The sequence below is a fragment of the Clostridia bacterium genome, assembly GCA_035628995.1.
Lineage (GTDB): Bacteria > Bacillota > Clostridia > Lutisporales > Lutisporaceae > BRH-c25.
Genome location: DASPIR010000010.1, coordinates 110979 through 136090, shown reverse-complemented (window position 1 = coordinate 136090; position 25112 = coordinate 110979). Strand labels below are relative to the sequence as shown.

At 42.2% G+C, this 25112-nt stretch carries 22 protein-coding genes; 20 read left to right on the top strand and 2 right to left on the bottom strand.

Annotated features, from left to right (window positions below; translation table 11 throughout):
- Window positions 1-23: 23 nt before the first annotated feature.
- The 15 genes from cimA to VEB00_03390 all read left to right on the top strand — a co-directional run bounded on the left by cimA (window position 24) and on the right by VEB00_03390 (window position 18156).
- On the top strand, window positions 24-1682 hold the full coding sequence (cimA, locus tag VEB00_03460) for a citramalate synthase (GenBank protein ID HYF82072.1): 1659 nt from the start codon (window positions 24-26) through the stop codon (window positions 1680-1682).
- Complete coding sequence (gene leuC / locus VEB00_03455; protein ID HYF82071.1) at window positions 1630-2895, top strand: 3-isopropylmalate dehydratase large subunit; 1266 nt, start codon at window positions 1630-1632, stop codon at window positions 2893-2895. Before cimA ends, leuC begins: the two co-directional genes overlap by 53 nt.
- Complete coding sequence (gene leuD, locus VEB00_03450; GenBank protein HYF82070.1) at window positions 2892-3386, top strand: 3-isopropylmalate dehydratase small subunit; 495 nt, start codon at window positions 2892-2894, stop codon at window positions 3384-3386. Before leuC ends, leuD begins: the two co-directional genes overlap by 4 nt.
- Window positions 3383-4453, top strand: a complete 1071-nt coding sequence (leuB, locus tag VEB00_03445) for a 3-isopropylmalate dehydrogenase (GenBank protein HYF82069.1) — start codon at window positions 3383-3385, stop codon at window positions 4451-4453. Before leuD ends, leuB begins: the two co-directional genes overlap by 4 nt.
- Window positions 4454-4468: 15 nt before the next feature.
- Window positions 4469-6148 carry a biosynthetic-type acetolactate synthase large subunit gene (gene ilvB / locus VEB00_03440; GenBank protein ID HYF82068.1) on the top strand — a complete coding sequence of 560 codons (1680 nt, stop codon included), beginning with the start codon at window positions 4469-4471 and terminating at the stop codon, window positions 6146-6148.
- Between the two features lie 20 nt (window positions 6149-6168).
- The gene (locus VEB00_03435; protein HYF82067.1) at window positions 6169-7083 is read left to right on the top strand and encodes a branched-chain amino acid transaminase; all 915 of its coding nucleotides are present in this window, start codon (window positions 6169-6171) and stop codon (window positions 7081-7083) included.
- Between the two features lie 139 nt (window positions 7084-7222).
- Window positions 7223-8824, top strand: coding sequence for a peptide chain release factor 3 (locus VEB00_03430; GenBank protein ID HYF82066.1), 1602 nt, complete (start codon window positions 7223-7225; stop codon window positions 8822-8824).
- A 413-nt stretch (window positions 8825-9237) separates the two neighbouring features.
- Window positions 9238-11949: a cation-translocating P-type ATPase gene (locus tag VEB00_03425; GenBank protein ID HYF82065.1), complete on the top strand. Its 2712-nt coding sequence runs from the start codon at window positions 9238-9240 to the stop codon at window positions 11947-11949.
- Between the two features lie 119 nt (window positions 11950-12068).
- Window positions 12069-12809, top strand: coding sequence for a hypothetical protein (locus VEB00_03420; GenBank protein HYF82064.1), 741 nt, complete (start codon window positions 12069-12071; stop codon window positions 12807-12809).
- Window positions 12806-14446 carry a putative manganese-dependent inorganic diphosphatase gene (locus VEB00_03415; protein ID HYF82063.1) on the top strand — a complete coding sequence of 547 codons (1641 nt, stop codon included), beginning with the start codon at window positions 12806-12808 and terminating at the stop codon, window positions 14444-14446. The genes VEB00_03420 and VEB00_03415 overlap by 4 nt, the downstream gene beginning before the upstream one ends.
- 145 nt (window positions 14447-14591) lie before the next feature.
- The gene (locus VEB00_03410) at window positions 14592-15365 is read left to right on the top strand and encodes a TSUP family transporter (GenBank protein HYF82062.1); all 774 of its coding nucleotides are present in this window, start codon (window positions 14592-14594) and stop codon (window positions 15363-15365) included.
- Between the two features lie 101 nt (window positions 15366-15466).
- Entirely contained in the window at window positions 15467-15739 is a 273-nt protein-coding gene (locus VEB00_03405) for a metalloregulator ArsR/SmtB family transcription factor (GenBank protein HYF82061.1), read from the top strand.
- An 18-nt stretch (window positions 15740-15757) separates the two neighbouring features.
- On the top strand, window positions 15758-17437 hold the full coding sequence (locus VEB00_03400) for an FAD-dependent oxidoreductase (protein HYF82060.1): 1680 nt from the start codon (window positions 15758-15760) through the stop codon (window positions 17435-17437).
- 14 nt (window positions 17438-17451) lie between these two features.
- Window positions 17452-17676, top strand: coding sequence for a sulfurtransferase TusA family protein (locus tag VEB00_03395; GenBank protein HYF82059.1), 225 nt, complete (start codon window positions 17452-17454; stop codon window positions 17674-17676).
- 9 nt (window positions 17677-17685) lie between these two features.
- Window positions 17686-18156 carry a DsrE/DsrF/DrsH-like family protein gene (locus tag VEB00_03390; protein HYF82058.1) on the top strand — a complete coding sequence of 157 codons (471 nt, stop codon included), beginning with the start codon at window positions 17686-17688 and terminating at the stop codon, window positions 18154-18156.
- Between the two features lie 188 nt (window positions 18157-18344).
- Here the strand turns inward: VEB00_03390 and VEB00_03385 are convergent, their stop codons facing one another.
- The gene (locus VEB00_03385; protein ID HYF82057.1) at window positions 18345-19049 is read right to left on the bottom strand and encodes a lysophospholipid acyltransferase family protein; all 705 of its coding nucleotides are present in this window, start codon (window positions 19047-19049) and stop codon (window positions 18345-18347) included.
- Between the two features lie 130 nt (window positions 19050-19179).
- Window positions 19180-20145, bottom strand: a complete 966-nt coding sequence (locus tag VEB00_03380; protein ID HYF82056.1) for a hypothetical protein — start codon at window positions 20143-20145, stop codon at window positions 19180-19182.
- Window positions 20146-20432: 287 nt separating this feature from the next.
- Here VEB00_03380 and VEB00_03375 point away from each other — a divergent pair, with 287 nt between their 5' ends.
- From VEB00_03375 to VEB00_03355, 5 genes are all read left to right on the top strand, one after another.
- Window positions 20433-21476: a P1 family peptidase gene (locus VEB00_03375; GenBank protein ID HYF82055.1), complete on the top strand. Its 1044-nt coding sequence runs from the start codon at window positions 20433-20435 to the stop codon at window positions 21474-21476.
- Window positions 21477-21493: 17 nt separating this feature from the next.
- Window positions 21494-22216 (top strand): amino acid racemase, encoded by a 723-nt coding sequence (locus tag VEB00_03370; protein HYF82054.1) that lies wholly within the window; start codon window positions 21494-21496, stop codon window positions 22214-22216.
- A 56-nt stretch (window positions 22217-22272) separates the two neighbouring features.
- A complete protein-coding gene (locus tag VEB00_03365) occupies window positions 22273-22968 on the top strand; it encodes a TIGR01906 family membrane protein (protein ID HYF82053.1) in 696 nt (231 codons plus the stop codon).
- A gap of 125 nt (window positions 22969-23093) precedes the next feature.
- Entirely contained in the window at window positions 23094-24002 is a 909-nt protein-coding gene (locus VEB00_03360) for a GerMN domain-containing protein (GenBank protein HYF82052.1), read from the top strand.
- Between the two features lie 140 nt (window positions 24003-24142).
- The gene (locus VEB00_03355) at window positions 24143-25108 is read left to right on the top strand and encodes a type II CAAX endopeptidase family protein (GenBank protein HYF82051.1); all 966 of its coding nucleotides are present in this window, start codon (window positions 24143-24145) and stop codon (window positions 25106-25108) included.
- Window positions 25109-25112 lie beyond the last annotated feature (4 nt).

The window sequence follows — 25112 nt, the reverse complement described above, 5'->3', positions numbered from 1 at the left end:
GTATAACTTTTTCGGAGAAGGAGATGGTGAGAATTGGGGATTTGAATTGCTATAAGAAAATCTATACCTATGATTCTACTCTAAGGGATGGAGCACAGGGTGAGGGTATATCCTTCACTGTGAGTGACAAGCTGAATTTGACCAGGAAGCTTGATGAGCTCGGAATCAACTTCATAGAAGCAGGCAACCCGGGGTCAAACCCAAAAGACATGGAGTACTTTGAAAAAGTCAAAAGGATGAAGCTCAAGAATTCGAGATTAGTTGCCTTTGGCAGTACCAGAAGAGCAAACATAGAGGTTTGTGAGGATAATAATGTAATGGCGCTGCTAAAAGCAGAAACATCTATCGTAGCAATATTCGGAAAAAGCTGGGACTTCCAAGTTGAAAATATTATAAAGACGGATCTTGATGAGAACCTGAAGATGATAAGAGATACCATAGGATTTATGAAAGAAAAGGGAAAAGAGGTGGTTTTCGATGCTGAACACTTCTTTGACGGTTACCAATCCAATCCCGAATATGCGCTCTGCACACTGATGGCAGCCCAAGCTGCAGGTGCCGACTGGTTGGTATTGTGTGATACCAACGGAGGCTGCTTTCCGAGTGAAATAAGCACTATTGTTAAAAGAGTATCGGAAACCTTAAAAGTTCCTATAGGAATCCACACTCATAACGACTGCGGAATGGCTGTAGCAAACAGTATAATGGCAGTACAAAGTGGAGCAGTACAGGTGCAGGGTACTATTAACGGGTATGGTGAGCGTTGCGGCAACGCAAACTTATGCACCATAATCCCAAACCTCCAATTAAAAAGAAAATACCAACTGATTGATGATTATAATATGGGAGGGCTTACTAGATTGTCCCGTTTTGTGAGCGAAGCTGCAAACAAAGGTCACAATGAGTATGAGCCGTATGTGGGAAACAATGCCTTTGCCCATAAGGGCGGCATGCATATAGATGCTGTTTTGAAGAATCCAATCTCATACGAACATGTTTCACCGGAGCTGGTAGGAAACGAGAGAAGGCTTCTGATGTCCGAGGTATCAGGGAGAAGCACTATAATTAAAAAAATTCAGAAGTATGCTCCAGAGCTTTCCAAGGAATCCCCGGAGGTGAAAGAAATAATTGAAAGGTTAAAAAGGTTGGAGAATGAGGGATATCAATTCGAGGGTGCCGAAAGCTCTTTTGAGCTCATGATAAAGAGAGCTCTGGGTAAGGAAAACGAGTTTTTCAAGGTTATGGACTTTAAGGTCTGGTGTGACAATAAGACGAATTCATTAAACAGCGCGGGAGCAGTAATTAAGGTGGAGGTAAACGGGGCTGAAGAGATAACGACGGCAGAAGGCGACGGGCCGGTAAACGCCATTGACAAGGCACTGAGAAGAGCATTGGAGCTTTTCTATCCGCAGCTGAAAGGGATTAGGCTTTCGGACTACAAGGTTCGTGTGCTTGATACCACGCAAGCTACAGCCGCAAAAGTGAGAGTCCATATCGAATCTACAGATGGAGAAATCATTTGGGGAACAGTAGGAGTTTCTTCAAATATTATAGAAGCAAGCTGTTTTGCATTGGTTGATTCAATAGAATATTTCCTTGGGGAATATGTAAAAAAGGAGGCGCAGATTTATGGGAATGACTATGACTCAAAAGATACTGGCAGCACATGCAGGGTTGGATAAAGTGCACCCGGGGCAGATGATACAGGTAAGGCTTGATTTAGTACTAGGAAATGATGTTACTACGCCTGTTGCAATCGATGAGTTTGCAAGGATAGGTATAAACAAGGTCTTTGATAAAGGGAAGGTTGCAATAGTACCTGACCATTTCGCTCCGAACAAGGACATCAAATCTGCAGAGCAATGCAAGATAATCAGAGAGTTTGCAAAGAAAATGGATATAGAGAATTATTTTGAAATAGGGCAGATGGGAATAGAGCATGCATTGATTCCGGAAAAGGGGTTGGCAGTGCCGGGGGATGTGATAATAGGAGCAGACTCCCATACCTGTACTTATGGGGCTCTTGGAGCATTTTCCACAGGTGTGGGCAGTACCGATATGGCTGTGGGAATGGCATCAGGAGAAGCATGGTTCAAGGTGCCGGAAGCGATTAAGTTTGTGTTGAAAGGCAAACTGGGAAAGTGGGTTTGCGGAAAGGATGTAATACTCCATATTATAGGGATGATTGGAGTCGACGGAGCATTGTACCAGTCAATGGAGTACAGCGGTGACGGACTTTCCAGCCTATCGATGGATGACCGTTTTACCATATCAAACATGGCTATAGAAGCTGGTGCAAAAAATGGAATTTTTCAGGTGGATGGCAAGACACTGGAATATGTGTCAGAGCATTCAAAAAGGCTTCCTATAATATATAAGGCTGACGCAGATGCAGAATACAGCAGAGTAATAGAATTTGACCTGGCAGCAATCAAGCCGACAGTTGCATTTCCACATCTTCCTGAAAATACGAAGACAATAGATGAAGTAGGAGAAATAAGGATTGACCAGGTTGTAATAGGTTCCTGCACCAATGGCAGGATTGAGGATCTTAGAATGGCTGCAAGAGTATTTAAGGGCAACAAGGTGAACCCAGGTGTCAGAACTATTGTTTTTCCAGCGACACAGAAGATATACCTTCAGGCAATGAAGGAGGGGCTCCTGGAGACATTTATTGAAGCGGGGGCGGCTGTTAGTACCCCGACTTGCGGACCTTGCCTGGGGGGGCATATGGGTGTACTGGCAAAGGGGGAAAGAGCTGTAGCAACTACCAATAGGAACTTTGTCGGCAGGATGGGGCATCCTGAAAGCGAAGTATACCTTGCAAGTCCTGCAGTAGCAGCAGCTTCTGCCATTACTGGCAAGATTTCTTCCCCGGAGGAGGTAATTAAATGATAAACGGCAGAGTTTTCAAATATGGAGATAATGTGGATACTGATGTCATAATTCCGGCAAGGTATTTAAACATCAGTGACAGGGCCGAGCTTGCCTCCCACTGTATGGAAGACATAGATGCGGAATTCATAAAGAAGGTAAATCCCGGAGACGTCATAGCAGCCGGTAGAAATTTTGGCAGTGGTTCTTCTAGAGAACATGCGCCTATGGTTATAAAGCTTTCAGGAATTGCGTGCATTATTGCTGAGACATTTGCACGAATTTTCTATAGGAATGCAGTAAATATTGGACTTCCAATACTGGAGTGCCCTCAAGCCGCAAGGGATATAGAAAATGGAGATAAAATAGAAGTAGACCTTAAAAGCGGAAGGATAACAAACGTTACAAAAGGACACACCTACCAGGCCGAATCCTTTCCTGATTTCATGCAGGATATCATTAAAGCGGAAGGGTTGGTCAACTATGTGAAAGGAAAGGTAGGAAGACTATGAAGATAGCTGTGATAAAGGGGGATGGAATAGGCCCTGAGGTAATAAACCAAGCAATAAAGGTGCTTGATGCAGTATCTGGGAGATTCAAGTGCAGCTTTGAATACCAAGAGGTTTTAATGGGAGGACGGGCAATTGATGAAACAGGAGTTCCGCTGCCCACTGAGACAATTGATATATGTAAAAAAAGCGATGCGGTGCTTTTGGGTGCTGTAGGGGGCCCGAAATGGGACAGCTTGGCCGGTAACCTAAGACCTGAAGCGGGACTTTTGGGCATAAGAAAAGCTTTGGACGTATTTGCGAATCTAAGACCTGCAATGCTTTTTCAACAGCTTAGATCTGCTTCCGCGCTGAAAGATGAGGTATTGGCAGAGGGTCTCGATATAATGGTTGTTCGTGAGCTTACCGGCGGAGCGTATTTCGGAGAGAAGAAAAGGGTGAGGATAGAGAATGGCATTAAGGCATGGGATATGATGGTGTATACATCCTATGAAATTGAAAGGATTACAAGAAAAGCTTTTGAGGTAGCAAGGAAGAGAAAAAACAAGGTTACAATTGTAGATAAGGCAAATGTCCTTGAAAGCTCAAGGCTTTGGCGTGAGGTAACAGGTGAGGTTTCAAAGGATTATGCCGATGTGGAAGTGGTTTATATGTATGTAGACAATGCTGCAATGCAGCTTGTCAGGAATCCGGGACAGTTTGATGTGATACTAACAGAGAATCTTTTCGGAGATATTTTAAGTGATGAAGCTTCGATGCTTACCGGTTCTCTTGGGATGATACCTTCAGCTAGTATAGGAGTTTCCAGAGTCGGTATATTTGAACCCATACATGGTTCAGCGCCTGATATTGCGGGAAAGGACGTGGCAAATCCTCTGGCTGCCATATTAAGCTGTGGAATGATGTTGAAATATGGGTTCAATATGGAGAATGAAGCTAATGCAGTCGTTGAGGCTGTGAACAATGTATTGGACAATGGTTACAGAACGATTGATATAATGCAGCCTGGAATGACTGCAGTTGGGACAGAGAAGATGGGAAGTCTGGTTGCAGAAAGAGTGCAGACCTAATATGGAGGTGATGGAATGAAGTTGAAAGTTGCAGAGGTGCTGTTGGAATGTTTGCGTGAACAGGAAGTGGATACTATATTCGGATTTCCTGGAGGAACGGTAATTAACATATATGATGCGCTATACTATAGAAATGATATAACTCATATATTGACTGCCCATGAACAGGGGGCGACTCATGCAGCAGACGGCTATTCAAGAGCAACCGGAAAGGTTGGAGTTGTGCTGGTAACTTCGGGCCCCGGAGCCTCCAATACTGTAACGGGAATAGCAACTGCATACAGGGATTCAGTGCCTATGGTAGTGATCACCGGACAGGTGGCAAGATCACTTCTTGGGAAGGCTTCCTTTCAGGAACTGGATATTACCAGTATCACAAAGCCTATAACCAAAAAGAACTATATAGTAAAAGATCCTGAGATGCTGCCTGAAATTGTTAGAGAAGCCTTTGAAATTGCAAGGTCAGGCCGCCCAGGGCCGGTGCTCATTGATATACCTAAGGATGTCCAGATGACTGAAATTGAATATCAGCCTATGAAGATAGATACGAGCTACAAGACGGTCAGTCTGTCAGAAATGTCCAAGGAAATGAATTTATACTTGGATAAAGCAGTTGAACTGATAAACAGCAGTAAAAGACCTGTTATATATGCCGGAGGCGGTGTTAAGATTTCAGACTCCTGCGGCGAACTGCTGGAGTTTGCAGAGAAGTTAAAATCCCCTGTATGCAGCTCACTAATGGGCACAGGAGTATTTCCGGGAACGCATCCTAATTATATGGGCTTGGTGGGCATGCATGGATCACGATGCTCAAATCTTGCCATAAGCAACTGCGACCTTCTCATTGCGGTCGGTGCACGCTTTAGTGACAGGACAATCTGCAAAGCTGACGGATTTGCACCTTATGCGCATATAATACACATAGATATTGATCCTGAGGAATTTGGAAAGAATATTGATATAAGAATTCCACTCTGTGGTGACGTTAAGAAGTTTTTGGAGCTTTTAATAATAAGGGTAGATGAAAAGAAGGCAGGTGCTTGGAATAAACAGATACAAAGCTGGAAAGAAACATATGCTGCGAGCTACAAAAGCAATGGCTCACTAAATCCCCAGTATTTGATGAACAAGCTTTATGAGCTTACAGGGGAGGATACCATAATAACCACTGAAGTAGGCCAAAATCAGATGTGGACGGCTCAGTACTATCCTTTTACAAATCCAAGGACATTTATATCTTCCGGAGGGCTCGGTACTATGGGCTATGGACTCAGCGCAGCCATAGGTGCAGCGGTGGGGCGGCCTGACCATAGAGTTATTAATATAGCAGGGGATGGGAGCTTTAAGATGAATCTTGCAGAGCTTTCCACCATTTCAAAATATAAGCTTCCTATAATACAGGTGCTTTTAAATAACAACTCCCTTGGAATGGTACGTCAGTGGCAAAAGATATTTTTTAATGAAAGGTATTCACATACAAGTCTTGGAGATGAAGTAAACTTTATGAAGCTTGCGGATGCTTTTGGAATAAAATCCATGAGGATTACAGAAGATGTAGAAGTTGAAAAGGCTTTTAAAGAGGCTTTGGAGTTAAATGAGCCGGTATTAATTGAGTGCATGATGCATCCAAATGACTTGGTGCTTCCGATGGTCCCTGCAGGGGAGCCTATAAGCGAGTGCATAGGCGATATATAATTAGTGAAGGAGATAGAGATATGAATGAATCTTACGTTTTCTACAATGGAAAAATAGTTGATGAAAGAGAAGTCAGCATAAGTATTAGGAGCAAGCTGGTGAACTATGGGCTTGGCTGTTTTGAAGGAATAAGGGCATATTGGGATGAGGAAAGCCAGCAGCTGTATGGCTTCAGATTGAAGGAGCATTATGAAAGACTGCTGCAGTCATGCAAAGCTTTATACATCAATATTCCCTATACGGTATCTGAGCTTTGTGATTATACGGTGGAGCTTCTGAAAAAAAACAACTTTAAGACTACTGTGTATATAAGGCCGCTTGCGTATAAAGGCGGCGAAGGTTTGAACCCTACCTTGCTGGATGAAGACAATAGATTGCTGATTTATTGTGAGCCCATGGGAAATTTTTCGGGTAAAACAGAAGCACGCGTATCGGTTACATCCTGGCAAAGAATAAGAGATAATATGCTGCCGCCAAGAACTAAAGCTACTGCAGCATATCTGAATTCGGCATTGGCTTCTCTTGAAGTTTTGAGGAACGGTTATGATGAAGCAATTTTCCTTACTGACAGCGGAAATGTTTGCGAGGGCCCTGGAGAGAACATATTTATGATGAAAAAAGGAAAGCTTATAACTCCACCTCCTTCAGACAACATACTTGAAGGAATAACGAGGGAAACCATTATGACTCTTGCCAGGGAAGAACTTGGTATGGAGGTGGTGGAGAGAAGCATTTCAAGGACTGAGCTTTATTCTGCACAGGAGGCTTTTTTCAGTGGGACAGCAATGGAGGTACTATCAATAGTTGAAGTGGATAGGAGAATAATAGGTACAGGAAAGCAAGGGGAGGTTTGCAAAAAGCTGAAGGAACTATTCTTTGAAATTACTGCGGGTAGAAATCCAAAATATATGGATTACTGCACCCCTATTTACTAATATGGTATAGGTATAATGACATGCTTATCAATACAATTTTGTGTTGCTAAGCATGCTTTTTATTATTAAATTGACATACAGTCTTTTTTTCGTGTAGAATTTAGTATGTTCATATAATATATTATTAAGGAGTAATTAGATGTCAGTTGTAGAGCAGGAAGTTTTAAAGGAAATAAAAAGGCGAAGAACCTTTGCCATAATATCGCACCCTGATGCAGGGAAGACCACACTAACTGAAAAGCTCCTGTTATACGGGGGCGCTATTCGACTTGCAGGTTCTGTAAAAGCCAGGAAAGCACAGAAGCATGCAGTGTCTGACTGGATGGAAATTGAGAAGCAGAGGGGTATTTCAGTTACCTCCAGTGTAATGCAGTTTGAGTACAATGATTACTGCATCAACATACTTGATACGCCTGGACATCAAGACTTCAGCGAAGACACATATAGGACTCTTATGGCGGCAGATAGTGCAGTTATGATAATTGACTCTGCAAAGGGTGTTGAGGAACAGACCAAGAAACTGTTCCATGTTTGCAAAATGAGGGGTATACCCATTTTTACCTTTATTAATAAGATGGACAGAGCAGGTAAAGATCCCTTTGAACTGGTTGAGGAAATTGAAAAGGTGCTTGGAATTCAGTCCTACCCTATGAATTGGCCTATAAGGGTAGGCGGGAGCTTCTTGGGCATCTATAATAGAAAGCTGTCTCAAATAGAACTTTTTGACAGCGGAGACCATGGACAAAGCGCAGTAGCATCCTCTAAGAGGAATGTTGATGATCCGATATTCCTGGACCTTCTGGGAGAAGAGGCTCATAAAAAGCTGGTAGACGATATAATGCTCCTGGATATGGCAGGGGATGAGTTCAGCAAGAGGAAAGTTCTGAAGGGCGAACTGACACCTGTGTTTTTTGGCAGTGCCATGACTAATTTCGGTGTGCAGGTATTTTTGGAGGAGTTTCTAGGATTGACAACACCACCCCTTTCTAGAAATGCGGATATTGGTGAAATAGATGCGGATAGTGACAAGTTTTCAGGATTCATATTCAAAATACAGGCCAACATGAATCCTACACACAGGGATAGGATAGCATTCCTGAGAATCTGCTCCGGCAAATTCACAAAAGGTATGGAAGTAAACCATGTGCAGGCCGGTAAGGTGATAAAGCTGTCGCAGCCGCAGCAGTTCCTGGCTCAGGACAGGGAAATAGTCGAAGAGGCTTATGCAGGAGATATAATTGGGGTATTTGATCCGGGAATATTCAAAATAGGGGATACCTTATGCGAGGGAAGTACCTTTAAGTTTGAAGGTATACCGGTATTTTCACCGGAGCATTTTGCAAGGGTATATACCAAGAATTCCTTGAAGCGAAAACAGTTTATGAAGGGGATAGATCAGATTTCTGAGGAAGGTGCCATTCAGATATTCCAGCAGAAGGATTCCATAGCTCAGGAGTTTATAATAGGCGTTGTGGGGGTACTCCAGCTGGAGGTACTGGAATACAGATTGAAGCATGAATATGGCGTGGATATAAGTATTGACCACCTGCCTTATAAATATATCAGATGGGTAAAGAGTGCTGGTTTCAATCCAAGGACCTTCAGAATTACTACTGATACACTTATAGCAACAGATCAGTATGATAATCCTGTGCTGCTGTTCCAAAATGAGTGGTCAATAAGAACAGTTATGGAAAGAAACAGCGGTGTGGAACTAGTGGAATTTAATATAACAGAATAATAATTGTTCAAAATGTTAAAATCCACTTCCTTGATGTTCTGCCCTGCTGCTGGGAATTGGAATCTAATACAGGGCAGATGATGATATCCTGAGTAAGTAATAGAACCGTTTATTAGTAGATAAGCGATATTGACAATTATATTCGACAAGAATATACTTTATATAATAAATTATATCTCTCATAACAGATTTATTAATCTATTAGAGGGGAGTAGCTGCTCTAATGAGTCAATGAAGTCAACAACACAGCCTAACGGCTTGGTTTCATTGGGACTTTCTAGCAAAGCCAAGCAAGACCTTTGATGCGATGGTTACCATTGTATTGAGGGTCTTTTTATTATATTATTTTGTATAATAAATGTAATAATTTACCGATTTCAATGTAACATTATATATATTAAGGAGGGGATCGTTTGAATCTGGATTGGTACAACAAAGGTATACAGTCTGTGTCAGAGGAGCTTTCTGTGGAGGTCAAGAAAGGCTTGAGCAAGGATGAGGTCGCCAAAAGACTTGATAAGTACGGGCATAATGAGCTTAAGGAGAAGGAAAAGGAACCCCTGTGGGTTAAAATTGTCAAGCAGCTTAAAGATTTCCTTGTAATAATACTTATTATCGCTAGTATAGTGTCAGGCCTGGTAGGAGAAGTATCAGACGCTATAGTAATTATAGCTATAGTCATAGTAAATGCAGTCCTGGGTGTTGTACAGGAGGGCAAAGCGGAAAAAGCAATGGATGCGCTAAAGAAAATGTCCGCTCCGAATGCCAGGGTCTGCAGGGATGGTCATATAGAGATAATCCAAGCTAAGAATCTGGTGCCCGGAGATGTAGTGCTGATTGAGGCGGGAGACAGCATACCTGCGGACTTGCGGCTTTTTGAAAGTGCGAACCTTAAGGTGGAGGAAGCTTCCCTTACGGGTGAATCTGTGCCTTCAGACAAAGATGCACGCAAGGCCTTTGATACGGAGATGCCATTAGGAGACAGACTGAACATGGCTTACATGAGCACTATAGTGACCTACGGAAGAGGAAAGGGTATCGTTGTCGGTACTGGAATAAATACTGAAATTGGCAGAATCGCTGAAGCAATCCAAGCTTTTGAGGATGAAACGACTCCTTTGCAGCTGAAGCTTAATGAATTGGGAAAATGGTTGGGAACTGCCTGCCTGATAATATGTGCAATGGTATTTGCAATAGGATTCATCAAAGGAGGCGACCTCCTGGAAATGTTCCTGGTATCCATAAGCCTTGCTGTTGCAGCAATACCGGAAGGACTTCCGGCTGTTGTTACTATTGTGTTGGCACTGGGAATGAAAAGAATGGTGCAGAGAAATGCCATTGTAAGAAAGCTGCTTGCAGTTGAAACCCTCGGCTGCGTAACAGTAATATGCTCAGACAAAACCGGCACTCTCACTCAGAATGAGATGACAGTTGTAAGAACTTTTACCGGTGGAAAAGTTTACAAGGTCTCAGGACAGGGATATAACCCAACGGGAGAGTATACAATTGGAGATTCAAAGGCAGATATTGAGAAGGAGCCTGGACTTAAGCTCCTGCTTTCGGCAGGGGTGTTGTGCAATGACTCCACACTTGAAAAGAAGAATGTGGAGGAAAACCTCTGGGGAATAATCGGTGATCCTACTGAGGGCGCCCTTGTTGTAGCGGGTGCAAAGTCAGGATATGAAAAGGTTAAGATGAACGAGGATTTCGATAGGGTTGAAGAGATTCCTTTTGATTCCGAGAGAAAAATGATGACTACCTTCCACAAGAATTTTATTGCTGATAAGATAGTATCCTTTACAAAGGGTGCTCCCGACATAATATTGAACAAGTGCACAAAGATATACCAGAACGGCAGTATTGTGACCCTTACTGAAGCTCTGAGACAGGAAATAGCCAAGGTAAACAGTGAGTTTGCCGGAGAAGCGCTCCGAGTACTGGCTTTTACATATAGGGAATATGATAAGCTTCCACAAGCAATAAACTCTGAAAGTATAGAAAACGACCTGATATTTGTTGGCCTTATGGGAATGATAGACCCGGCCAGGGGAGAAGCCTTTGAGGCAATAAAGACCTGCAAGGCAGCGGGAATAAAGCCGGTTATGATTACTGGAGACCACAGGGATACTGCTGTGGCAATTGCCAGGGACCTGGGGCTTATGGTTGAGAATTCCGGCGTACTTACAGGCTCAGAATTGGATAAGCTGTCCGATGAGGAGCTTTATGGCAGAGTTGAGACTACCAGCGTCTATGCAAGGGTTTCACCTGATCATAAGGTAAGGATTGTAGAGATGCTCAAAAGAAAAGGTCATATAGCTGCAATGACCGGTGACGGAGTCAACGATGCAATGGCTTTAAAGAAAGCAGATATTGGTGTGTCAATGGGTATAACCGGTACTGACGTCGCAAAGGGTACGGCAGATATAATACTAGTGGATGATAATTTTGCATCAATAGTGTCAGCAGTCGAGGAAGGCAGAATAATCTACAGCAATATAAGAAAGTTCGTATTTTTCCTGCTCTCCTGCAATATAGCAGAGATACTCATTATATTCATCAGTATACTGATGAATATGCCAATACCTCTGATACCAATACAGCTCTTATGGCTTAACCTTGTTTCAGACAGCTTCCCGGCTCTTGCCCTCGGTACAGAAAAAGGAGAGCCTGATATAATGAGCAGAAAGCCTAGAGCCGCAAAGGAACCCATTTTGAACAAGAGCCTGGCATCATTAATAGCAGTGCTTAGTATAGCACAGACAGCAGCTGTTCTTATAGCGTTTCGGTGGGCTTTAAGTAATTACAATCAGGATTTAGGAATGGCAAGAACCGTAGCGTTTACCACACTTGTAATAGTTGAGCTGGTAATGGCCTATGCATGCAGGTCTGAGCGATACCCGCTGATTAAACTCGGGATATTCACCAATAGGTCGCTGGTATGGGCTACCTTGACATCTCTTGTGCTTATGTTGGTGGTTCTGTATATTCCGTTCCTGCAGCCCATTTTTAAGACCTATCCTCTGGGTATGAAGGATTGGATAATAATATTGCTGCTAAGCCTTATACCGATAGTGACAGGTGAAATATACAAAATGGTTGCCAACAAAATGACTAAGTCTGCATAAAAATTTACATAGAGGCAAAACATCCAATGCAAATTGGATGTTTTTCTTTATTAAATAGCAAGAATATATTAATATATAGATATATTGCTATTTAATAAAGAAATGAGAGATGTGATACCATGTTTCCAATAACACACATTTGGTTCAGCAGAAGAGTATTGGGTTATGTGAACAATCTTACTGTTCTGGGATCTGTTTTTCCGGATACTGTGATAAAGTGCAGTCTTACATATGACCAAACCCATAATGCAGGGTGGGGACTGTATGAGCGTTTCAGAGATCACTCAGAAGAGTACCTTGATTTCGCAAGGGCTGCGGTTACTCATACCGTAAACCCCAAGGGTCTTGATTTCTATGGAGATGAGGAGTATGGCAGCGGATATAAGGGCTACTGCTTCCAAAAAGCAGTGGAAATAGAGAAGGAAGTTATTTCTGCCTGCAATATCCCTGATAAGTTCGGACTCTGGAAAGCACATAATTTCATAGAAATGGGCATTGAGATGAATATTGCAGACTCGGAAAATGAACTGGTGAGTATATTACATAAGGGTTTGACCGATAACTATTTGATAAATGAACTCTCAACCAGGATAGACAAATACTTTGGCTTAAAAGAAAGATCTGCTGCTGATTGCTTCAGCAAGTTTACCGAATTTATGGAGCTTCAGGAATTAAGCAGTCTTGCCCTTGCAAACAGATATAATGCTCAAATGCAGGTTAAACATGGTATAAAGATTGATATATCAAGATGCAGCGATATAATAGAAAAAAGCAGGACTATCGTACGGGAGGACTTTGAAAGCTTTATTGACTACTGTACAGAAAAGGTAGAGACCATGCTTAAGGAGGAACATGCGTGAATAAAGAGATATCAGTAATAGGACACAAGAATCCCGACACCGATTCAATATGTTCATCCATAGCCTATGCCACCCTTAAAAACTTAATGACTTCCAGCAATGCATACTTTTCCAAGAGGATAGGGGAGATAAACAGCGAAACGCTTTTTGTCCTGAACTATTTCAAGGTTGAGGAGCCGAAACTGATAAATGATGTAAGGACACAGGTGAAGGATATAAATATTAGGGGAGTAAAGCTTGTAGAACCGGAAATATCCCTGAAAAAAGCGTGGGAAATAATGAAAAACTGGGGTATAACAACTTTGCCAATTTCCCATAACAACAGTACGTTGGATGGTATTATTGCGGTTGATGATATAGCGCATTCCTTCATGGATATATATGACAATGATATTTTATCCCAAGCCAGGACGCCATATAGAAATATAATCGAAGTGCTGGAGGGTGAAATATTGGTCGGGGACATAAATGACTCGATATATAACGGGCATGTGCTCATTGGTGCGATGAATCCGGATGTAATGGAAGGCTATATACACCCCAAGGATATTGTAATTGTAGGAAATAGATATGAGACTCAGCTCTGTGCTATTGAGATGGGGGCACAGTGCATTGTGGTCACGGGGGGCATACCTGTGGCAAGCTCTATAAAGAAGCTTGCCGAGTCCAATAATTGTGCAATAGTGATTTCACCCCATGACACTTATGCAGTTGCGAGGCTGATAAACCAAAGCATACCTATAAGGCAGTTCATGAAATCGGAAGAACTAGTGACATTTAATATAAATGATTATGTGGATGATATAAGAGAAATCATGGTAAAGAAGAGATTTAGAAATTTCCCTGTGGTAGATGATGAGAACAATATGGTTGGAATGCTTTCTAGAGCATCACTTATTAATTCACAGCGCAAGCAGGTTATTCTCGTGGATCACAATGAGCGTTCCCAAGCCGTGGAGGGCCTTGAAGAAGCTGAAATACTTGAGATAATCGACCACCACAGAATTGGGGATATAGAGACCATTGGACCGGTATATTTCAGAAACCAGCCCTTGGGCTGTACTGCGACAATAATTCGCAATATATACAGGGAGAACAATATAGAAATAAGCAGGCAGATAGCAGGAATACTTTGCGCTGCAATATTGTCAGATACTCTTGCCTTTAAATCCCCTACCTGCACAGATATGGACAAAGCGGCAGCGGAAAGCCTTGCTTCAATAGCAGGACTGGACATGGAGGAGTTCGCAATTGCAATGTTTAGAGCAGGCTCCAACCTTGTTGAGAAAAGCGCCGAAGAGCTTTTTTATCAAGATTTCAAGCAGTTTAAGATGGGAGAATTTGAGATAGGAGTCGGGCAGGTGAATTCCATGGACAGCAATGAGCTGCTGGAGGTTAAGGACAGGATACTGGAATTCATGAACAAGGTCTACAAGGATAAGGACTTGGATATGGTGTTATTCATGCTTACGGACATTACCAATGAAAGGACAGAGCTGTTATTTACGGGTAACAATACTGAGCTTATATCAAAGGCCTTTGAAGGAAAGCACGGTAAGAATTCCATAATGCTTCCGGGAGTCGTATCCAGGAAGATGCAGGTTATACCGCCTCTTTTCAGCGGCGCAAGCCAGTAGGGGCTGCCTGGGGTATTCCTTTCGGGTATAGTTACGCGTTACGCGTTTCGAGTTGCGCGTACTTGGGATAAGTCTACGAAGACTTTTCTGAAGGCACGTGGCACGAAGCACGAGCCAAGACTTATAAGAAACACAGGAGATATATATGAATTTTGAAATAAATCTAGCCAACGTTATATTTATATGCATTGCAGGCTTTGCAGCAGCTACAGTAGATGCTATTGCCGGAGGGGGAGGTCTTATAAGCCTTCCAGCTATACTTGCAGCTGGAGTGCCGCCTCATTTTGCTCTAGGCACCAACAAATTTGCAAGCTCCTTTGGAGCCTTCACAAGCGCATTTACTTTTACACGCTTAAAAAAGGTATTTGTTCCACTTATGAAATATACAGTGCCATGTACTCTGGTGGGCTCGGTGATGGGAGTGCTCACTGCACTGAAAATTGACCAGAAGTTTCTTCAGATAATAATATTAGTACTTATTTTTGCGACTGCAATATACACAATTGTTAAGAAGGACTTTGGAAGTGAGTATAAATTTATTGAACTCACAAGGAAAAACATCATACAGGGTTGCATATTTGCGTTTGGCCTTGGGTTTTATGATGGCTTCTTTGGACCTGGGACAGGCTCTTTCCTGATATTCCTTTTTATAAGTGTTTACGGCTTTGATTTCACAATAGCTGCCGGTAACAGCAAAGTGTTGAATTCTGTGAGCAACATCACATCACTTGTGATGTTTGCGTTAAATGGAAAGATACTCTACATGGTAGGAATACCAATGGCTCTTTCAATGATAGTGGGAGCTAGGTTAGGAAGTAAAATAGCTATAAAGAACGGTGCAAAGGTAATTAAGCCAATATTTGTGGCAATAGCACTGGTACTCACGCTGAAGCTGTTATATAGTTCGTTATTCGCATAAAAAACGCTGGGTGACCAGCGTTTTTTCTTTTACCTCCTTGACAACTATATCACAATATCTTAATATTAGAATATATTAATATAAGGAGTGAGACATGTTCAATGGAAGATACAAAAAAATATGAGGGTACGGCAGAAATATTAAAGGCTATTGCCCATCCCGTGAGGCTTTGCATTATAAAGGGACTTCTCAATAAAGAGTGCAACGTATCGCACATGCAGGAATGCCTGGAGCTTCCGCAGTCAACAGTATCGCAGCATCTGAGCATATTGAGGGCAAAGGGCATTATAAAAGGTGAGAGAAACGGGCTGGAGGTAACGTACAGCGTAGTAAATGAAGATGTGAAGAAGATCATTAACGCATTATTTGATTAATTTTTTTGGAGGTCATTTATGGAAAAACAAAAACTGGTTGTTATAGGTGCAGTTGCAGCAGGGACAAAGGCTGCTTCAAAAGCTCAAAGGGATAATCCGGACTATGATGTGAAGGTTTTTACCAAGGAAAGATATATATCATATGCCGGTTGCGGTCTGCCTTATTACATAGGCGGGATTATCAAGGAAAAGCAGGAGCTTCTGGTAAGGACAGTGGAGGACTTCAAAAAGGAGCAGGATATTGACATATTCATAGAGCATGAAGTAAAGAAGATAAATGCTTCTGAAAAGAAAGTAATAGTCGAGGATTTGAGAAGCGGAAAGATAAGCGAATTTCCTTATGATAAGCTGATTATAGCTACAGGGGCCTCACCAATTGTCCCACCACTTGAAAACGTTAACCTAAGGAATATATTTACACTTAGAAGCGTAGCAGATGCATTTGCGATAAGGGAGCTGCTGGATTCCGGTGCAGCAAAAAAGGCAGTAGTGGTAGGTGGAGGCTTTATAGGGCTGGAGGCGGCTGAAAATCTTAAGCATAGGGGACTGGACGTCACTATAGTGGAGCTTGTGCCGCATATACTTCCACCCTTTGATGAGGAAATTGCACTATATGCCCAAAACCATATGGTAAGCAAGGGAGTTAAAATATTGACCGGTCAAAAGGTCACCGGCTTTGAAGGTGCTGATGGAAGGGTGACTATTGTAAAAACCTCAGCAGCGGATATTGAAGCTGACCTTGTAATACTATCTATCGGAGTGAGACCCAATACAGGTATTGCTGCCGAAGCAGGCATTGAAATGGGTGTGACCAAGGCTATCAAAGTGAATGAGTATATGGAAACAAATATAAAGGACATATATGCGGCAGGAGACTGTGCTGAGAATATGAACCTGATTACCAGGAAGCCCGCATGGTATCCTATGGGATCTACAGCAAACAAAACAGGAAGAATCGCCGGACACAATGCTGTGCTGGAAAATCAGGAGAATGTACTGAAGGAAAGCCTGGAGGGAGTACTTGGAACTACAATAGTAAGGCTTTTTGAGGTGAATGCGGCAAAGACTGGACTTTCTGAAAGAGATGCTATAAAGGAAGGCTACGAGATTGAAACCATATTGGTTCCTGCAAATGACAGAGCGCATTATTTCCCGGGGTATAAACAGATAATTACAAAGCTTATTGTAGAAAAGAGGACCCATAAGGTGCTTGGGGCACAGGTAGTAGGAGAAGGCGCGGCTGACAAACCTATAGATATAATTGCAACTGCAATAACTCTTGGAGCAAGGGTTGAGGATCTGGCTAAGTTGGACCTTGCCTATGCACCGCCTTTTTCAATGGCAATGAGTTCAACAATTCTCGCGGCTAATGTCATGTTAAACAAGCTGGAAGGCAAAATAGAAGTAGTGAAGGCTGAAGAACTGTCGGGCAAGCTGGAAGATGGAAGCATCAACGTCATTGATGTGAGAGAAGAGGCGGAATTTTTCATATCCGCAATACCAGGTACAAAAAATATACCTATGAATGAGCTTGAAGCGAGAGCGGATGAGCTGGATAAAAGCAAAGAGACAATAATACTGGTATGCAAGGTTGGCAAGAGAGCTTTCCTGGCATATCTCAAGCTTAAAAAACTGGGTTTTACAAATATGAAGGTATTGGAAGGCGGAACCTGTGCTTATCCATACAAGTTGGAATAGGGGGGAAAGATAAAATGGCAGATAAGTATATTAACGCAAGGGGACTTCAATGTCCTGGACCTGTAGTGGAGCTTTTCAAGGTAGCTAAGGCATCTGACAGTGGGGATATGATAACTATAGAGGTAACAGACAACGGTTTCAAGAAAGACATCGAAGCCTGGTGCAGAAAGACCGGCAATGAATTGGTAAGCCTGGTCGAAGAAGATGGAACAACCAAAGCAGTAATTAGGAAAGGATAAGGTGTTGTTATGAGCAGTAAGACGATGATAATGTTCAGCGGAGATTTGGACAAAGCCATGGCAGGCCTTATTATAGCTAATGGGGCTGCCGCTATGGGGGACGAGGTTACAATGTTTTTTACCTTTTGGGGTCTTAATATACTGAGAAGGGCGCAGAAAATCAATGTAAGAAAATCCTTTATGGAATCAATGTTCGGATGGATGATGCCCAGGGGGGCTGAAAAGCTTAGTCTCTCTAAAATGAATATGGGCGGGATGGGCACAGCTATGATGAAGGACATTATGAAAAAGAAGAGAGTCAGCAGCCTGCCTGATCTCATAAGAAGCGCACAGGATATGGGCGTGAAGTTCATCGCTTGTACAATGTCAATGGATGTGATGGGTATTAAGCCGGAAGAGATAATAGATGGAGTGGAATACGCAGGAGTGGCTACATATCTAGGAGAAGCAGACGGGGCAAACGTAAATTTATTTATTTAAAAATGAAGGGGCGACCAATGGTCGCCCCTTCGTATGTCGAAGGTCAGGAACGAAAACCACTGAAGACACTGAATTTCACTGAAGCCACGGCGGGTTGACATATTACCTTCCGTGTGATTCCGTGGGTTCCCGTGTGTTCAGTGGTATCCGTACCTAATGGCTTAAAAGCCCGACCCAGATTCTTAAACCTAGCTGTATATCCCTTGGTACTTCGGCTCAAGCATTTCTGCTATCTTTCTCATTGCGAAGTCAGCGCACATTTTTTCCCAGTCCGTGTCAGCCGGGCATTCTTCCTTTGGAGGTAGTGTAAAAGGTTCGCCGATCCTTACGTTTACCTTTGACTTATGAAGCTTCTCGCCTCCCATGTCATTATCATTAATAGGAAGAACTATTTCCGTGCCTTCAAGAGCTATGGGCACTACAGGTACATTTGCCAGCTTTACCAATAGAATGAACCCCTTTTTGACATTTATAAGTGAGCCTGTCCTACTGCGTGTGCCTTCGGGGAATATGACTATCGAGCCGCCTGTTTTCAGGTAATTAATGGCGGATTTGATTGCACTTTTGTCAGGACTTCCGGGAGTTATTGGTATGTGGTTTATAGTCTTAAGGAAAAATGATGTAAAAGGATTATCTTCAAGCTTAACTCCCGCCATAAAAGCTGCAGAGTTGTTCTTCAGCAGGCTGTTCAGCACAACACCATCTACATTGCTTAGATGATTTGAGATAAATATTGTAGGTTTGTTTTCCCTTTCAATCAAAGTTTTCTTCCCATGGATCTCCAGATCCACATATTTAGACAGCACATAATTGGCAGCAGCCCTGCCCAAAAGACGTATAAAGCTCTCCGGCATCAAATTTATCAGAGGAAGTATACTTTTGAGTGCTTTCATAAATTACCTCGCATACAAAATTTTATATATATAACGTATAAATGACTCTTTGAATTATATCACATTATGCATCAAATTATAAGAACCCCAAGATTCCAATGGGGTTCTTATAATTTGATGCTATACCCTGCTATTTGCCGGATTTCTCAGCTTTTTTTTCGATCTCATCAACAAGCTTCAATAGAACTTCTGATTTAGCTTCAACAATCATTCCATTTTTTACGATCACAGCATTTTTCAGATCTGCAAATGCGAACTCAAATTTGCTGACGATTTCTGCATTGTCACTTTTCAGCTTTGGCCTTGCAGCCATCCAAATGTTCTCAAAGTACTGGAGTACATCATTCGCACCAGTAAAGTCCTTTTTTTCGCTTAACAGCTGGATTTTTTTTACTGCAAACCGAAGTCTGTCAAGATCGGGAGGAACCTTGGACTCGTATAGCATGTAGAAATCAGGAAGATATTTATACAGTTGGTTAACTTCCAATAAGCTCAGGTATACATCCTGGGTATCCACTGTTTTTGTGAGATTATTTAGTGCGGATTCAAAATCATTAATTGCAGTTTGCATTGCAAAATCAGAAATGGCCTTCGCTTCATAGCTGTTCCAAGCACTATGCAACCCCAATACATCTTTCTTGATTTTTTCGAATTTCTTGTATTTTTCCTGTTCCAGTTTTAGCTTTATCTGTTCGGGGGGGAGCTTTGTAGCTTGTGCCTGTTGCTGCTGTCCTTGCCCGCCGCCGCCTCCGCCACTGCCTCCGCTACTGCTGCCGCCGCCACTGCTGCCGCCACCACCTTGGCCACCCGACTGTCCACCCTCCTTCTGCTTACCTCCTCCGGAGGCTTGCTTTTCGATTTTTTCCTGCTGAATGAACATTGGTTTTTTACTCTCTTCATGTATTGTTTCAAGAGCTTTTTCCACTTTTTCAATGCTGCCCTTCAACTTATCCAATTCTCCGGGAGGCTTTTCTTCTTCAGCCTTCGTCTGCGCAACTTCAGGTTTCTTTTGCGGGGAGCATGCTGTAAAGTTCAATAGAGATAATATAATAAGCGCTGGAACAAAAAATCTATATAAATGCTTTAAAATATTCAAAAAAATCACCTCTTTAGCTTTATTATTTCCTTAATTGTCTTTAATATTATTTAAGAAACGGCTTTGTCTCGCATATGGAACCTAAACATCTTTCCAATTTTGGAATACAACTGCAATGCATATTTGAAACAAATAAAAAATAAGCTAAATTGAACAATGTTATGGCAAATAGGACAAATTTTGAAAACACCGTCTGAAGGTTGGAATACAGAAGCACTGTTAGGTAATGACCCAATTTGATATAATTATTGTAATAAATGGGAAACTGGCAAAAAGGAAGGTAGCGTATGAAGAAGAACAGTATAAGAGAATACGGCATCAGCATTGGTCAGCTGGCACCGGGGAAAAACAATACCATCACTGATGTGGATGGAGTACTGGTGGGGCATTCCACAATAATTGAAGAGGGTATAAGGACAGGAGTCACTGCAATACTGCCTCACAGTGGAAACCTGTTCAAGGAGAAGGTAGTTGCCGCATGTCACGTGATAAACGGTTTTGGAAAAACTGCTGGAACACTTCAGATTGAGGAGCTCGGTAATATCGAGACCCCTATTGTGCTAACAAATACACTTAGCGTCGGAACGGCTTATGAAGCACTTGTGGAATACATGTTGGAGCAGAATGAAGATATAGGGATAAGCACAGGAACGGTAAACCCAATAGTGTGTGAATGCAATGACGGTTACCTGAATGACATAAGAGGACTGCACGTTAAGAAGAGACACGTATTTGAAAGCCTTAGAAGTGCAAGTCAATACTTTGAGGAAGGCGCAGTGGGTGCCGGCACAGGAATGTCCTGCTTTGGACTTAAAGGCGGCATAGGCTCATCCTCCAGAATGATTAAGCTGGATGATAAGGGTTATACTATAGGAGTTCTGGTGCTATCAAATTTTGGTGTAAAGGAAGACCTGATGCTGGACGGCGTGAAGGCAGGGAATACTATTTGGAGAAAGGGGTTGGCAAAGGAAGAGGACAAAGGCTCGGTAATTGTAATTATTGCAACTGATGTACCCTTGTCTGACAGGCAGCTTAAAAGAGTATCAAAAAGAGCGGCAGTGGGTTTGTCCAGACTGGGCTCGTTTTTAGGCAACGGAAGTGGCGATGTTGTAGTATCCTTCAGTACTGCAAACAGAATAAATCACTACGAAGAGCGGGATATTATTGATATTAAGCTGATAAATGAAGAGAAAATAAATCTGTTGTTCAGAGCCGCCGCAGAAGCTACTGAAGAGGCTGTGCTTAATTCCATGGTTGCATGTGATGCTGCGGAAGGAAGAGATGGAAATGGGAGAGATACGCTTAAGAAGTATATTGAGATAATTAAATAATAACGGAGAGTGGATATATGAGGACCATTGGAATAGTTGGCGGAATGGGTCCTTTGGCTGCCGCCAGACTGTTTGAGCGAATTGTTGTACTTACAAAAGCTAACAGTGATAATGAACATATTCCAATGATAATTGATAATAATACAAATATACCGGACCGGACGGAATCCATATTGAACAATGGGGCTAATCCCATCTTTGAGCTTGTAAGGTCTGCGTTAAAGCTTGAAATGATGGGGGCAGATGTGCTAATAATGGCATGCAATACTGCCCACTATTATTATGATGAAATTATTAAGTTTGTCAGGATTCCCATGATAAATATGGTGGAGGAGACGGCTAAATATATAAAAAGCAGTTGTCCATCCGCAAGACGTATAGGCTTGCTAGCCACTGAAGGCACTTGCAAATCAGGAATATATACAAAGGTATTTGAAAAGTCAGGAATGGAGATTGTCATACCGGAGCGGTCGGAGCAGGAACATATTACAGCACTGATATATGACATCAAAAAGGGTAGAGGGGATATTGATCCTGCTAATGTAATAGATGTTGTATCGGCTTTGAAGCACCGTGGAGCTGAAGTGATAGTGCTGGGCTGCACCGAGCTTCCACTGGCAGTCAGCAGATTCGGCATATGCAGCAGCTATGTGGATTCTTCCGAGGTTCTGGCAATGAGTGCAATAGCTTATGCAGGGAAGGACATACTATATGAAAAAAAGGATAGCAGCATGCAGTGATTTTTTAGCGATTTTCTGGTAATATAGATGATAGTACTTTATTGGGGGATAAGCTAATGAAAAAAATAAGTGTGATTTTTGTAGCATTGTTCATTGTATTGATGCCGATTATGCTAGTTCTAACAGATGTGCAGGTGGTTGCATATGACAGGGATTACTACAGAACGGAGTACATTAAGTATAATGTTCCTGAGCAAATAGGCATGAGTATTGAGAACCTTATGCTTTCAACAGAGCAGCTGCTGCTGTACCTTGAGGATAAAAGGGCTGACTTGGAATTTAAGGCTGAGTTCACTAAGGGCGCTGAAGAATTTTTCAGTGAGAGGGATAAGCAGCATATGGTGGATGTTAAGGGGCTTTTTGTGAAAGGGCAATTTCTTCGAAATCTTTCATTTTTCTATATAGTAGGCTTTATGTTGTTTTTGTTCTGGAGGAGGAACCATGCAGGTCAGCTGCGAAGGCTTGCTAAATATGGTATTGCCGTGGCTATAGCAGGAACTGCACCGGTGCTTATACTTGTTGCATTGATGAATATTGATTTTTATAAGTATTTCACGATTTTTCACGAGATTTTCTTTACCAATGACTTATGGCTGCTGGATCCGGCTGCGGACAGGCTGATTAATATTTTTCCAGAGGCGTTTTTTACCGATATGGCTTTCAGCATATCCTATCTGTATATGGCAGAGATGGCGGCAATATTGGTTGGCAGCCTGCTGATACTGAGATTTGCCAAAGCCAAAGCCAATTAAATTATCAGGTGCCTCTTAACAGTTAGAGATTCTAACCCTGTAGAGGCACAGCATTAAAGAAGTGCGTTTTTGGCACTTTAATAGTTAAAAGTTTGCTGTGCTAAAAAGCACGAGGAGGTTTTACAATGAAAAGGTTATGCCTGTTGCTTGCTTTTATCATGCTATTTACCTCAGGATGTTTTACAAAGGATCCAGTGAAATCCGGAAACTTTAAGCTTTATTTTGCTGCCAAAGGTAATACTGGCCTTGGGATAGAGAACAGGGAAATAAAGTTCGAGGATGTTAAAAGCAAATATGTGAATACCCTGAAGGAGCTGCTGAAGGGTCCTTCTGACAGCAGCAAATTCGAAACAAGTATCAATAAGGATACAAAGATATTGGATGCAAGGGTCGAGAACGAGAATTTGACTGTTGATTTTTCAAAGGAGTTCAATGTGTTTTCCGGCAGTCTTCAGGTCGCAGCTGTGGTGTCTTCGGTGGTAGATACTATGCTTCAGTTTAGTGAGCTGAAGAAAGTGAGGATACTTGTTGAAGGTCAGGAGCTTATTGCTCCTAGCGGAGAGCCCTATGGCTTCATGGAGTTTATAGATTTCAACACTGGGGATATGTCTGAAAAGGAAATAACTCTCTATTTTGCAGATTCCCAGGCTATGTATATGGTACCTGAGAAAAGAACTGTTTTTCTAAAGAAGGATATTAAAGATGACGAGTTATACAAAATAGCACTTGAGGAGCTTATAAAGGGACCTAGCTCTGAAAATTTGTATAGAACTATACCGGAAGAAGTTAAGGTTGAATATGTAAAGCTGGAAGGTGACCTTCTGAAGGTTGATTTTTCTGAAGAAATGCACACAAAACACTGGGGCGGGGCTGCAGGAGAATCTATGACCATTAATTCCATAGCTGATACAATGACTGAATTTGAGGCGATCAAGGGAGTTATGCCTACGGTCGACGGAGGGCCGCTGAGCATAGAGCATATGGTGGTTGAGGAACCTTTGACAAGAAATGAAAGTATAATATATAGGCAGTAGGTATGAGGTTTCGGGGTTACGGGGTTTCGAGGTGTAGGGAACGGTGCCCTCACCGTTCCGTGGTAGGGGCGATTCATGAATCGCCCGTACAGGCCTAGAGCCATAGTAAATAATCCAAGATATGTGAAGGGGATTTGAATTTGGAATTAGAAAACTCAGGAAAAATATCCTTTTTCGGAGCCAATTTCTTATACATGACTATAATGATTTTGTTCGTGACTATAGGATATGTGGCGCAGAATTGGGACTTCCATTATGGAATACTCATTACAGAGTTCCTGTTGATTGCGCTGCCTACAGTCATATATGTAAAAGTCAAGGGAGCGTCGCTGAAAACCGAGCTTAGGTTCAATAGGTTGAGTCTTGTTGATGTACTGCTGGTTGTAGTTACTTTTATTGCAGCGTATTTTGTAGCGGTTTTCATCAATCTGCTGGGTGAAATACTCATAAGCATGCTTGGAAATTTAATTGTGCCGGATATCCCCTTTGCAACAGATCCCGCGGAATACCTGGTGCTGCTTTTCGTAATAGCGGGCTCGGCGGGCATTTGTGAGGAGCTATTGTTCCGTGGGTTTATACTTAGAGCCTATGAGAAGCTTGGGATGTGGCCTAATATAATAGTGACGGCACTACTTTTTTCAATATTGCATCTTAACATTCAGAACATATTGGCACCTTTCTTCCTTGGCATTGTACTTGGCTTTGTGGTTTACAAGACCAACTCAATATTTGCAGGGATTATTGGACATTTTATAAATAACGCCATATCAGTTACCTGGGGCTATGTGATAATGAGCCTGCCCTTTTATAAAAACATTGATATTGCACAAGTCCAAGAGGGTATGACAACGCAATCCCTAATAGGAGCAGCAATTCTTTTTGGAATTATTCTGCCCTTTGCGGGTACTATAATGATTATATGCCTGAAGGCTATAAGCGACCGGCACCCTGAGACAGCTGCCAAGAGGCCGGATACCGGGGTTTTCGGCATGTTGGGAAGTATCAAGCTATCTTGGCCTCTGTTGGTAAGCCTTCTGATATTTATAGGAATGATGACTTTGGAAATAGTACTTATAGTAAGCGGAAAATCGCTTTTCAATTTATAATAAA